General features: G+C 32.4%; 10 protein-coding genes. 3 read left to right on the plus strand and 7 right to left on the minus strand.

Translation table 11 applies throughout. The features are described 5' to 3' along the window. Positions 1-286: 286 nt before the first annotated feature. A complete protein-coding gene (locus tag ACWYN7_RS07620; protein ID WP_462859326.1) occupies positions 287-409 on the plus strand; it encodes a hypothetical protein in 123 nt (40 codons plus the stop codon). A gap of 401 nt (positions 410-810) precedes the next feature. On the opposite strand, the gene ACWYN7_RS07625 is transcribed toward ACWYN7_RS07620, so the two are convergent. After that, on the minus strand, positions 811-2,421 hold the full coding sequence (locus tag ACWYN7_RS07625) for a tetratricopeptide repeat protein (protein WP_462859327.1): 1,611 nt from the start codon (positions 2,419-2,421) through the stop codon (positions 811-813). A gap of 211 nt (positions 2,422-2,632) precedes the next feature. On the opposite strand from ACWYN7_RS07625, the gene ACWYN7_RS07630 reads away from it, so the two are divergent. Next, positions 2,633-5,650 (plus strand): T9SS type A sorting domain-containing protein, encoded by a 3,018-nt coding sequence (locus ACWYN7_RS07630; RefSeq protein WP_462859328.1) that lies wholly within the window; start codon positions 2,633-2,635, stop codon positions 5,648-5,650. Between the two features lie 219 nt (positions 5,651-5,869). Here ACWYN7_RS07630 and aroQ read toward each other — a convergent pair whose 3' ends face one another. Next, positions 5,870-6,283, minus strand: a complete 414-nt coding sequence (gene aroQ, locus ACWYN7_RS07635) for a type II 3-dehydroquinate dehydratase (protein WP_462859329.1) — start codon at positions 6,281-6,283, stop codon at positions 5,870-5,872. A gap of 75 nt (positions 6,284-6,358) precedes the next feature. Next, positions 6,359-6,847: an outer membrane beta-barrel protein gene (locus ACWYN7_RS07640; RefSeq protein WP_462859330.1), complete on the minus strand. Its 489-nt coding sequence runs from the start codon at positions 6,845-6,847 to the stop codon at positions 6,359-6,361. Between the two features lie 156 nt (positions 6,848-7,003). Here ACWYN7_RS07640 and xerD point away from each other — a divergent pair, with 156 nt between their 5' ends. Further along, positions 7,004-7,900 (plus strand): site-specific tyrosine recombinase XerD, encoded by an 897-nt coding sequence (xerD, locus tag ACWYN7_RS07645; protein ID WP_462859459.1) that lies wholly within the window; start codon positions 7,004-7,006, stop codon positions 7,898-7,900. Positions 7,901-7,979: 79 nt separating this feature from the next. Here the strand turns inward: xerD and ACWYN7_RS07650 are convergent, their stop codons facing one another. The 4 genes from ACWYN7_RS07650 to ACWYN7_RS07665 form a co-directional block, all read right to left on the minus strand. Further along, positions 7,980-9,566: a purple acid phosphatase family protein gene (locus ACWYN7_RS07650; protein ID WP_462859331.1), complete on the minus strand. Its 1,587-nt coding sequence runs from the start codon at positions 9,564-9,566 to the stop codon at positions 7,980-7,982. Positions 9,567-9,955: 389 nt separating this feature from the next. Further along, entirely contained in the window at positions 9,956-11,524 is a 1,569-nt protein-coding gene (gene rny / locus ACWYN7_RS07655; protein WP_462859332.1) for a ribonuclease Y, read from the minus strand. Positions 11,525-11,752: 228 nt separating this feature from the next. Next, positions 11,753-12,046 carry a cell division protein ZapA gene (locus tag ACWYN7_RS07660; protein WP_462859333.1) on the minus strand — a complete coding sequence of 98 codons (294 nt, stop codon included), beginning with the start codon at positions 12,044-12,046 and terminating at the stop codon, positions 11,753-11,755. A gap of 13 nt (positions 12,047-12,059) precedes the next feature. Then, complete coding sequence (locus ACWYN7_RS07665; protein ID WP_462859334.1) at positions 12,060-12,350, minus strand: hypothetical protein; 291 nt, start codon at positions 12,348-12,350, stop codon at positions 12,060-12,062. Positions 12,351-12,491 lie beyond the last annotated feature (141 nt).

Genomic DNA, 12,491 nt, shown 5'->3' on the forward strand with positions numbered 1-12,491 from the left:
AGCATGCATTTTTGAAAAATACACCCTACCCTCACCCGAAGGAAACCCGAACAAGACTCGAACAAAACCCCCTAAAAACCGACAATTTGTGTCAGGGAGTGTCAATGAGTATCAGGGAGTGTTAATGTGTGTCACGATGTGTCAGGGAGTGTCAATGGAGTTCAGGGAGTGTCAGGAGCGTCAATTAGCGTTAGGAAGTATCAAGATTTTGGTTTACAGGCTTTTATATTTTAAGTTTGAAACATATTAATCTTAGCGCGAAAAGTTTAAAAAAGTAATCTCTTTCTTGAGTCCTATTGTAGAGATCTTAAGTCATTATTTTGGGAGTCCGCAAGTCGATAAATCTCGTTCTAATTTGGCAACCTCTTATCACCTTAAAAATGCAGTAGTTAGATGGTTAGAGGTTTAGGTGGTTAGATGGTTAGATGGTTAGATGGTTAGAAGTTTGATGTTAAATAAATAGACTGCATACTGCCAACTGCTTACCGCTTACTGCATACTGCCTACCGCTTACTGCTTACTGCCAACTGCCTAAAACCTAAAGCTTACAGCCTACTAGAGTTTAAAGGGTTAGATGGTTAGATGTTTGATGTTAAATAAATAGACTGCATACCGCATACCGCATACTGCTTACTGCTTACTGCTTACTGCCTACTGCCTACTGCCTAAAGCCTAAAGCTTACAGCCATACACCAACAGGCTTTTTCTATGTTGTTTTTTTAAAAGTGTAGGACTTCATTTTTGTAAATGGCTTCCCCTATGTGGTTCTAATTTCTTTATTTGCAAAAGTTGGCCGTTTGTTACTCAATATTAAATCGCAGCAATATAACTACTTAAATTATCTTCTCGTTGCAGGCACATCTTTTTGCGAATGCGGTGTCTTGAAATATTAACGCTGTTTAGTGAAATACTTAACAAACGAGACATTTCTTTACTGTTAAAATTCAGTTTAATAAGCGCACAGTGTTTAAGCTCAGTAGGTGTTAAATTTGGGTGTTGCTTTCTTAAGCGTTCATAAAACCCCTCATTTACTTCTATAAAACGTTTATTAAATTGCTCCCACATTCCGTTTTTCCCCTGCGCAATAAACCGCTTCATGCTTTTATATTCTGCTACAGATACACTTTTTAGTTTTTCTAACATCATGTAAATATGTTTGTCTTTTTCAATCATCTGCAAGGTATTAGAAGTAAGCTCTCTATTTTTCATTTTCATGATGGCTTCAGCTTTATCATGATCAAACTTTGCTTGTAATTCAATTTCTTTTTTTACAATATCAGACTTTCTAAGTTTTAAGCGCATGCGTATTACGACAATGCCAACTACTATTACAAACAATATAAAAGCAATTAAAATTTTTAACCTCGATTGAATTAATTTGTTACGCTCTATCTCTAAAAGGTGTGTTTTAATTTCTTCATCTTTTTTACGAATGGTTTCTTCGTGTTTATTCTTTATTTGAAACAATTTATTGTTAACTGAGGTTCTGGCATTAAACAAGCTATCTATAAGCACATTGGCTTCCTCCAAAAAATCATATGCTATACTAATATTCCCTAGAATTCTGTTCGTTTTTGCTAGTTTGGCAAGTAACTCACTATGCACATCGGTATGAGAATTCAACTTTTGCAATTGAGATAAACTTTCGGTATAATACTCATTTGCTCTAAACCAGTTCTTCTTTTTAGCATAAAGATCACCCAGACTTAGACTAGATTTAACAACAAAATTTAAGTTGTTTTTTATAAAGTACTTGTGCGATCGAACTAAGTATTTTTCAGCATTGTCCAGTTGGCCCATCTCCAAATATATGTTGCCACGTTCTGAGTCTATATAACTAAATTCAGATTGCCCTTTTTGTTCCTTCTTTCTAATCAGTATACAACTGTTCAGATAGTCTAGGGCTTTGTCATAATTCTTAAAATTACGTTCTACGATAGTCAAACCATAGTAGATATTCGCTAGACGATACCCCTTATTCATGCTATTTTCTTTTGAAAATTGTAATGCAGTTTTTAAGTACTGCTGGCATTTATCATAACGTTTATAAATGCTGTATAGCCCAGATAAGTCTATATAAATATCAATTAGTAGAAGCGGATTATTTTCCTTTTCGCCCAAAAGAAGGGCATCCCACAGGTGATCGTAAGCCTTGCTGTATTGTCCATTAGTTTTGTAAGCATCAGACAAGCCAATATGACACTGAATTAGTTTTTCAGTATCTAGACTTTTAGTATAATAAGGAATTAGTTTATTAAATAAGGTCAAGGCACTATCTGCATTACTATCTAACATCCTATTCGCCTCTTGATAAACAGCATTATGGTTTTGGGCTGTAATGCTATCCATACCATAAACACTACTAAAAGTAAATATAGTGCTTATAGCATATACTAATATAAATAGTTGAGGCATTTTCATTTAATCACTGATTTTAAAGGTTTTAAAAACTACAAATTCTTTTATTGTAAATATAATATACATATCAATTAGCCCGATTGTAAATATAAAACAAATATAGTTTTTTATATTTTAAAGTGAAGATAGCATACTTTTAGGGTAATTTAAAACAAGTAGTAAACCAAATAATAACCCAACACACAAAAGTGCGTAACTAAAAACTATTATTACAATGAAAAGAATTGGATTATTTATACCCCTGCTATTTTTAGCAACACAGCTTTTTTCACAAGGCTGGGGCTACAACAATAACCGTATAGCCATTAGTGCAGATGGTAATAACCAACCAGACCCAAATACTTGGGGTGGCACAGTTACTGCAAATGCACCAGCTGCAGATGCCGGTAAAACTTTTACCTATAACTCAGCATGGCAACGTGGAGACGAAGACGATTGGAGTGCAACACCTGCAGCTTTAGCCATGTTGGCCAATGCCAATCTAGAGGCTAATTTGGTGCATTATTCTTATAATAATTTTATAGGCTCTCCAGCACATACCACCGAAACAAATGTTATGAAAGAAGGTGTAGAAGGCGCCTTAGAATTCTTTACCGAGTTTGATCCCTCTATTTTTTTCGATGTTTCGGCTAATAATTCAGCAGCCATTAATCATTTAGCTGAACAGATTAAGATATCAACAGCAAGTAACCCTTTGTATTTTGTACAAATGGGCCCTAGCGAATTTTTATATCAAGCCTTAGTAAAAGTAAAAGCAGATGGTAAAGAAGATGCTATAAATCACCTTTACATTCTATCCCATAGTAATTATAACGATAATCATATACGTAGAGCTGAGCATCACAGAGTTGAGCATATATTAAATGATTTTCCAGTAAGTGAGGGTACCAACTTTAAACGTATTATAGATCAAAACCAGTCTGCTAATCTGAATAATGGTTGGAGTTCGTCTTCAATAAACGGCGTAAAGAATTGGACGCCTTATTATTTCTTAAGAGATCATTTTGATCCTAGTTGTAAGTATCTATGGGATCGATTAAATATTGATGCCAAAAGTAAACCAGACATTTCTGATGCAGGTATGATTTGGTTTCTTTTGAACAATGACGAATATGGAAACCCAAGCAAATTAAAAACTAAATTTATTAGTGGTGTAAAACCCGATAACATTCCTGAAGCTGATGGCTACTGCCCTGCGATTGATGTATATGAAACAGATGGTTTACTTGTATTTGAAGCTGAGAGAATACCGCTAAAAGGAGCCTGGAAACTTGGAACAGATGAAGAATATGCCTCAGGTGGTAAATACATTTATTACGACGGACCTAACAATTACCAAAATCAGAATGCCAATAACATCTTATCGTATAGTTTTACCATTAACACACCCGGTACATATACCGTAAAATGGTTTGGTCGTCAAAATGAAGAAGAACGAGGAAAAGTAGATGGCCAACAAGGTACTGATTTAAGTAATGATGCATGGCTAAAATTTTCTGATGGTATTGCCTATTGGGGTGCTGAGCAAACAACCTCTTGGTTAAAGTTTTATGGACGTAGTGATCCAGGCTTCTGGTTGCACGGTGTTGGCGAAAAAAACCACGCACACAACTGGGTATATATAAAAGTAGAACAAGCCGGAACTTATACCATGGACATTTGTGGTCGCTCACATGGCTATCAAATCGATAAAATTGTAATGGCAACTGGTGCTGCTGCTAAATTAGGAGACTATACAAATAAAACAGAAGCACAAGCGAATAAGTATTGGTCAGAAACAGGAACCGTTGACCCTAATTGCGAAAACCTTGTTGTTGAAGGCTGCGAAACGCTATTCGCTAAAGACTTTACAGACCTAGATATTGAGGGGTTTGACCCAGCAACATTAGAGTGGAGAGTGAGTAAAACTTGGGAAGGAGCTGCCAAAGAAGTTATAAAATGTAACGGAACTAATGGTATTAATCGTCCTATTGCTGCAGAGGTGGTTTATAATGGCACTCCACAAGGTAATGCCCGTTTTAAGGTACATGCTATGCAAGAACCCGATGGCGAATGCACCTACTCCGTTTATGTAAACGGAACGAAAGTTGGCGAAAAGCAAATTTCTTCTTCTTATGAAGCTACGCACGATATAGAGGATGAAAAATTAAGGAATGAAATTGAGGAATTGATTATAGACACTAAGGCGCCTATAAAGCCAGGCGATATCATTAGGGTAACATCGAATCAAGTTACCAACGGAAAAGTACCAGAAGGGAATAGTACTGCTACTGCTCGTGGTAGATGGTATGCCTTAGAGGTGTGCGTAGATAAGAATGATTTTGACATTACCGAAAAAGTGGGTTTTGTAAGTCCTGCGGATAAAGTATCAAATGCTTCGTTAGAGATACCAATAACCGTAAGCTATGGAGCTAATGAGCAAAGAGATCTTAAAGTAGAACTTCAAAATCCTGATGGAACGACTATAGATAGCAAAACAATACTTGTTGAAAGAGGAGTATCATCAACAAATGTAATTTTTACTTTGGCATCTGCTCTTGCTGTTGCTGATGGCTACAAGTTGATTTCAGCGCTTTGTCCTGTAGGTGAAGGCATAGCGTCTAGTATTATGACCAAAGAGCATTTGTTTGATGTGGTTGATGGCCCTTTATTGCCTACTGAAGATGTAGTTGATTTTATTGATGCCCCAGTAGAATTTTCAAAGGATTTATTAGAATTATCCTTTAAGGTTAGTTATGCTGCAACTCAGGAGCGAGACCTTAACATTGAGCTTAAAGACCTGCAGCCTTTATACATTACCAACAAAAAAATAACAGTGCCTGCGGGTGAAGGTGAAACAACAATAGTGGTACAATTGGCAGCGCCTTTAGAAGTTGCTAATGGTTATAGCGCCATTTTATCTATTCGCCCTGTAAATGGTGGTTGGCAAACCAACATTGCTAAAAAAACACACAATTTTAATATAGTCGAAAGCAGTTTAAGTGTTGATAAACCAGACTATAAAACTTTGAATATATACCCATCACCAGCTAAAGATATCCTAAATATTAGTTGCCCTGAGTTCGTAAATTCAAAGATTAGCATTATCGCTTTATCCGGTCAGCTTATCGCAACTGTAGATGCGCAGACTGAACATACCACAATCGATGTCTCTAGTATATCGCCTGGTATTTATGTGCTTAGTGTTCAAAACGAAAAATTTTCTACCAAGCGAAAAATAATAATTCGATAACACAGAAGTAACCATCAATCTTATAGAAAAACCGAGTCAAACTGAGAAATCAGTGGCTCGGTTTTAAGTCGTTAGAACTCGGGTAGCTTATCCTTTGGTAAAATATTTTGGAATTGACATCAATAAAGACGTCTCTGATTTACAGTGGTAAAACTTCTTTTTGTGTACATAAATTTTAGAATACAGTACAACTAAGATATAAGCTTATAATTTTCTATTTTATAAAAAACTCTGAATGGCTAATTCATAGCCTTTTAAGCCAAAACCAAATAACACTCCTTTTGCTGAAGATGCAATAAAACTTTTATGTCTAAAATCTTCGCGAGCATGTGTATTAGAAATATGTAATTCTATAACAGGAGTATTTATGGCTTTTACAGCATCACCAATAGCTACAGAAGTGTGTGTAAATGCAGCAGCGTTTAAAATAATTCCATCGTAATCGAAACCAACTTCGTGTAATTTATTGATAAGATCACCTTCTATATTCGACTGAAAATAAGACAATTCTACGTTTTTAAACTTTAATTGCAAGTCTCTAAAAAAATCTTCGAAAGTTTCAGAACCATAAATTTCTGGTTCACGTTTTCCTAAAAGGTTTAAGTTGGGTCCGTTTATAATAATTATTTTCATATCTCAAAAATACAATTATTTATATAAAAAAAGGAGGCAAAATTGCCTCCTTCTACATTTTATATTTCATTTAAATTATAAACCAAATGTAAGTCCTAAGCCTACATTGTTCATATTAATACCATCATCGCTTACACCTTCGTAAAATAAAGATAAACTTGTAGCATTACCCACCATATAATTTAACATGGGTTTGTAATAGAATCCACCATCATTTCCATCATTAATTCCGAATGCGTAACCAATTTTAGAACCTGCTGAAAAATTATCTGACAATCTGTAAAATGCAAAACCTGCTACAGGTAAGAATTGTACAGATTCAGCCTCTATAGTTGACCCTAATACTTCATAGTCTTTTCCAAAATAATTTAAAAAACCAGCAGAAACCCCAAACATTAAATCGCTATCCGTTTCAAAAGCATAACCTACGTCTCCACTCAATGCAAACGAAGAATACTCTTCTATATCAGAAACAGGTACACCACCATTTACACTAACCGTTAACTGTGCATTTGTAGCTAAAGCACTTAAAACGAATGCGAATACTAAAATTACTTTTTTCATTATTTTTGTTTTTAAGATTATAAGGCAAATGTAGTTGCGTGATAAACTTTAACTTTGCTCTTACTATTTAAAAATTAACTCAGATGCTTTTCTTATTCTTCTTAATAATCTTATCTCTTTTTGAGTTATTTTAAATTGAATTCTTATCTTGAAACTATGAAATGGCAAAACGCAATAAGAGATTATCAATTGTATTTAAAAATAGAACGAGGTTTATCGCAAAATACAATTGATAGTTATACTCGAGATTTAGAAAAACTCACTTTATTTTTAGATAAAAATGAAATGAGCCTCTCTCCTATTGTGATTGATGAAACTACTGTACAACAATTTATTTATGAAATTGCTAAAAAAGTAAACCCCAGAAGTCAGGCAAGAATAATTTCTGGGTTGCGCAGTTTTTTCGATTATTTAATTTTTGAAGATTACAGAGAAACCAATCCAACTGATTTAATAGAAGCACCTAAAATTGGAAGAAAATTACCAGACACCTTATCCGAAGATGAAATAAATGCACTCATTTCTGCTATAGATTTAAGTCATCCTCAAGGAGAAAGAAACAGAACAATTATAGAAACCATGTACAGTTGTGGTTTACGAGTAAGTGAACTCATCACCCTAAAAATTTCTGATTTATTTTTTGATGAAGGCTTTATAAAAGTTACTGGTAAAGGCAATAAAGAACGTTTTATACCCATACATTATAATGCCCAAAAATATATTTCTATTTACATTACAGAAATTAGAAGTCATTTACATCCTAAAAAAGGTTTTGAAGACACCTTATTTTTAAACAGAAGAGGAAATGGTTTAACCAGACAAATGATTTTTACCATTTTAAAAAATCTAGCTGTAGAAATCAATTTAAATAAAAAAATTAGTCCGCATACTTTGCGTCATTCTTTTGCAACACATTTACTAAAAAACGGAGCCGATTTAAGAGCAATTCAACAAATGTTAGGTCATGAAAGTATTACCACCACAGAAGTTTATGTGCATTTAGATAAAAGTTATTTAAGAGAAGTTGTAGAAACTTATCACCCTAGAAAATAAAAAAAGACCTTTACAAAAAAGGCCTTTCTTACAATAAATTAAATTTTATAACTATTATTAAAAACTCTTTTACAATCTATTATTTAACCGTTTTAAAAGACTTCATTTCAGACCAATTACTCCAATTTAAAAACTGATCTCTATAACGCACTCTTACATAATAAGTAGCTCCATTATTTAGTTTTCTATCGATAATTTCATCAGTTAAATCATCGTCTTTTTGTCTGTTTTCTTTGTAATACCAATTTTCGTGTTGTTTCCAAGAATTGTAAATAATTTTAGAAAAATCTGCTGTTGTTGATACTTGCCAATTAGAAGCTGCATGGAAAGCATCTTTTTTATCACTCTTAAAAATATTGGCTTTTACCAACATTTTATGAATAGGATTATTAGTATTCTTAAAATCAACTAAAACAGGTGCATTAGGTTGAATGGTTTTCTTAAAAACAGTAATGCTATCTCTTAACTCATTATTTCTAAATTTCACATTATTCCCTCTACTAATTCTTTTTAAGGTAAAAGACGGATTTTCTTTATTTGGATCTATTGTTGCCAACACAAAACCATATTCATCTTGAGTAACTGTAAACTCATCATAATCTCTACCTTCAAACTCTCCCCAATTGTCAATAGCACCACCAGCAGAAGCTACATTTACCCAAAGATGTTTGTGTTCTTTAGATTGCCCTCTAGAATAACCATGTGTATGACCAAAAAAGTGCAAACTTGGTTTGTTTGATTTTTTACTAAACTCTTCTAATAATTTAACCACTTTACCAGAAAAATCTTCTTCTCCTGGAATCCATAATTCAGATTTATGAGGATGATGTAATTGCGCAAAAACAAAATCGATTGTATCATTTTTAGCAGTTTTATCTAGCAATTCTTTTAACCATTCTAGTTGTTCTTTAATACTTCTATAGCCACTATTAGAATCTAAACCAATAATTCTTGTATTTGCATAATCTTTAAACCACCAATGTTCTGCATAAGCAGGAGTTCCGTTTTTAGGCAAGCTAAAATATTTAAAATAGAAATCTGAATTTCTTTCATGATTTCCAGGCACAGGATAAACAGGAACATTAGAAAATAATTTTTCTGATTGTTTAAAAAAATGTTCTTGCCATTGACTAAATACAGAACCTGTAACTACTAAATCTCCAGGAATTACCACCATTGCTAAATTGTCTGAAATATCGCCTTTAAAATTTTCATCAAAATACGTTAACACACCTTCTTCTACAATTTCTGTAAATTTAGTAGGATATTGAGAATCGTATTGCATATCGCTCATAGCTACTAAATTTATTTTTTTAGTATGGCCAGCAAATGGAGGCGTTTTAAATTGATAAACTTCTGATACAGCTTTGCCTGTTTGTACTTTATAATAATATGTAGTAAATCTTTGTAAACCTGTAATAGCAACCTCGTGAATTCTTTTTTGAGTAAAATTGATGTCTGAAGCTTTACCAATGGCTTTATTACTTAATTTATTTTTACTAGCACCCCAGTAAACAATAGATTCTTCGCCAAAATCGGTTTGCCACATAATTTTGATTGAAGTTGGTTCTGCATCCTGTAAATAGGGTTTTATTTCAATTTTTTGAGCGCATAAAATTTGCGCTAGAAACAAAAAAGTGAAACTTAAAATATGATTTTTTTTCATGTGATAATAAATTAAAAATAAGACCGTAAAAAAATTAGGTTCATATAAATTATATTTCAGCCACTAATTTCAGGCTCAAAAATAATTATCTTCTTTTCCTGAAATTTCTTTTCATAATAGATTAATAGTCAAGAAATTTAGTCAATTCTATTGGTTATAATAAGATTTAAATTATCTTAAATAATAACTACAAAAAAAGAATTTAAAATTGAAATCTATGTTTTTTAAAAGTTAACGAATTGGTTTTAAAACTTTATTAAAGTCTTTATTTATTATTAGCCGAAAAGAAATATCTATTCTGTTTATAACCGAAAAATTTATCTGAAAAACATAAAAAAACCTTGAGTAATTACTCAAGGTTTTCATTTTTTTATTGGTTAGTAAAGTTATTATTTAGCTACATTAACTGCTCTAGTTTCTCTAATAACTGTAACTTTTACCTGACCTGGATACGTCATATCATTCTGTATTTTTTGAGAAATACTAAAAGATAATTCAGAGGCTTTAGCATCGTTTACTTTGGTACTCTCTACCATAACTCTTAATTCACGACCAGCTTGAATAGCATACGCTTTTTGCACACCATTAAAACCGAAAGCAATAGCTTCTAAATCTTTTAAACGTTGTATGTAAGAATCTAAAACTTGACGTCTTGCTCCTGGTCTTGCTCCAGAAATTGCATCGCAAACTTGTACAATTGGTGATAATAAACTCTTCATTTCTATTTCATCATGGTGAGCTCCAATGGCATTACAAACTTCACCTTTTTCACCATATTTTTCTGCCCATTGCATACCTAATAAAGCGTGAGGTAGTTCACTTTCTGCTTCTGGCACTTTACCAATATCATGCAATAAACCTGCTCTTTTGGCTAATTTAGCATTAATCCCCATTTCAGAAGCCATAATTCCACAAAGGTTTGCAACTTCACGTGAGTGTTGTAATAAATTCTGACCATAAGAAGAACGATATTTCATTCTACCAACAGCTTTAATTAATTCTGGATGTAAACCGTGAATTCCTAAATCAATTACAGTTCTTTTACCAACTTCAATAATTTCTTGGTTAATTTGTTTTTCGGTTTTCTTAACAACTTCTTCTATTCTTGCAGGATGAATTCTACCATCTGTAACCAATTTGTGCATTGCTAAACGAGCAATTTCTCTACGTACAGGATCGAAACAAGATAAAATAATTGCCTCAGGTGTATCATCAACAATAATTTCTACACCAGTAGCAGATTCTAAGGCTCTAATATTACGACCTTCTCTACCAATAATTCTACCTTTAACATCATCTGATTCTAAATTAAAAACAGAAACACAATTTTCTACAGCTTGTTCTACACCTACTCTTTGTATGGTACCTAAAACTACTTTTCTTGCTTCTTGTTCTGCTGTTAATTTTGCTTCTTCTATAGAAGTTTGTACAAAAGCCATAGCCTCTGTTTTCGCCTCGTCTTTTAAAGAAGCTACCAATTCTTTTTTAGCTTCTTCTGCAGATAAACCAGAGATTTGCTCTAGCATATCTACATGACGTTTATGCATTTTTTCTAAGTCGTTTTCTTTCTTTTCTAAGAAATCTAATTTAAAATTGTAATCTTTTTCTTTTTGTTCTAAAGATTGATTTAAACGTTTATTTTTATCAAACTCAGAGGCTACTTTAGATTCTCTTTCTCTAATTCTTTTCTCTATATCAGATATCTTTTTTTCTCTTGATAAGATTACCTTTTCGTGCTCAGATTTTAACTCAATAAACTTTTCTTTTGCTTGTAAAATTTTATCTTTTTTTACTGATTCAGCATCTATTTTTGCTTCTTTTAAAATTGTTGCTGCTTCTTTTCTTGTACCATCAAGAATTTTCTTACCTCTTGATTTTTCTAAGGCTTTAAAAATTAAAAAACCTATAACTATACCTACTATAACTCCCATAATAGCGGGTAGTACCATTCCATCCATAATTTAAAATTTATATATAAAAAAAGCCTACATTAGCTTCGGTTTTTAAACTCCATAATGACATTTATAGGACTAACTAACTGTTCAAGAATCCACTTGGTACTGAAACAAGTTCAGCAGCTATGGCATGCTATAGTAGTTAAGACTCATCCTTCATAATAGAATAGTGTTGAGTTTAATAAACAATTACTAACGTAGGCAGTGTGTTGTTAATGTATTTTAATGAACTTATTCTAAATGAGATTTTACCAAATTGGTAAGCTCACTTAGCTTTTCTATTTCTTCCTTTTTATTGTCTGATTTTTGTAAAGATAAGATTTCTAATTTTGATGCAAATTGTAATGCAGACATTGCTAAAACATCTTGTTTATCGCTTACTGCGTAATTTTGCTCATACATAGAAATTAACTTGTTAATTGCGTTAGCGGCTTTACGCATACCTTCTTCTTCTTTAGTGTTATTTACACTTAAAGGATAGGTTCTACCCGCAATTACAACATTAATCTTTAGTTTATGACTCACAATAAAAAGAACTTTATTCTTGTAACTGAATTATACATTTATCAATTTCTCTAATTAACGAATTTATTTTCAGTTTTGTATCTTTTGTATTCGAACTACTGCCTTCAATAGTTTTAGCAATTTTAAGCAAGTCAAATTCTTTGGTTTGATTTGCGTAATTTTGCTTAATTTCTAAAAGTTGATGCTGCAATTCAGTATTATTTTGAAGCAATATTTCGTTTTCTTTTTTTAAAAACTCGTAATTAGAAAGTAAGTTTTTCAACGTTTTTTCTAGTAACTCAATTGCTTCTAATGTATTACTCATTTCACTTATTAGAATAAACTATTCTTACAAAGTTAACATTCTGTTTTAAATTTTACAACATTTTATCACTTTTTTACTAACGTATTGAAATTAAACGAATTACTAAAAGAATGATTTTTATTATTTTTACATTAAAATTAT

This window comes from Polaribacter sp. M10, assembly GCF_054968445.1.

What these genes read in the sequence shown, in the direction of transcription:
- ACWYN7_RS07625 (WP_462859327.1), bottom strand. Translation starts at nt 2,421, where the DNA reads ATGAAAATGCCTCAACTATTTATATTAGTATATGCTATAAGCACTATA.
- ACWYN7_RS07630 (WP_462859328.1), top strand. Translation starts at nt 2,633, where the DNA reads ATGAAAAGAATTGGATTATTTATACCCCTGCTATTTTTAGCAACACAG.
- aroQ (WP_462859329.1), bottom strand. Translation starts at nt 6,283, where the DNA reads ATGAAAATAATTATTATAAACGGACCCAACTTAAACCTTTTAGGAAAA.
- ACWYN7_RS07640 (WP_462859330.1), bottom strand. Translation starts at nt 6,847, where the DNA reads ATGAAAAAAGTAATTTTAGTATTCGCATTCGTTTTAAGTGCTTTAGCT.
- xerD (WP_462859459.1), top strand. Translation starts at nt 7,004, where the DNA reads ATGAAATGGCAAAACGCAATAAGAGATTATCAATTGTATTTAAAAATA.
- ACWYN7_RS07650 (WP_462859331.1), bottom strand. Translation starts at nt 9,566, where the DNA reads ATGAAAAAAAATCATATTTTAAGTTTCACTTTTTTGTTTCTAGCGCAA.
- rny (WP_462859332.1), bottom strand. Translation starts at nt 11,524, where the DNA reads ATGGATGGAATGGTACTACCCGCTATTATGGGAGTTATAGTAGGTATA.
- ACWYN7_RS07665 (WP_462859334.1), bottom strand. Translation starts at nt 12,350, where the DNA reads ATGAGTAATACATTAGAAGCAATTGAGTTACTAGAAAAAACGTTGAAA.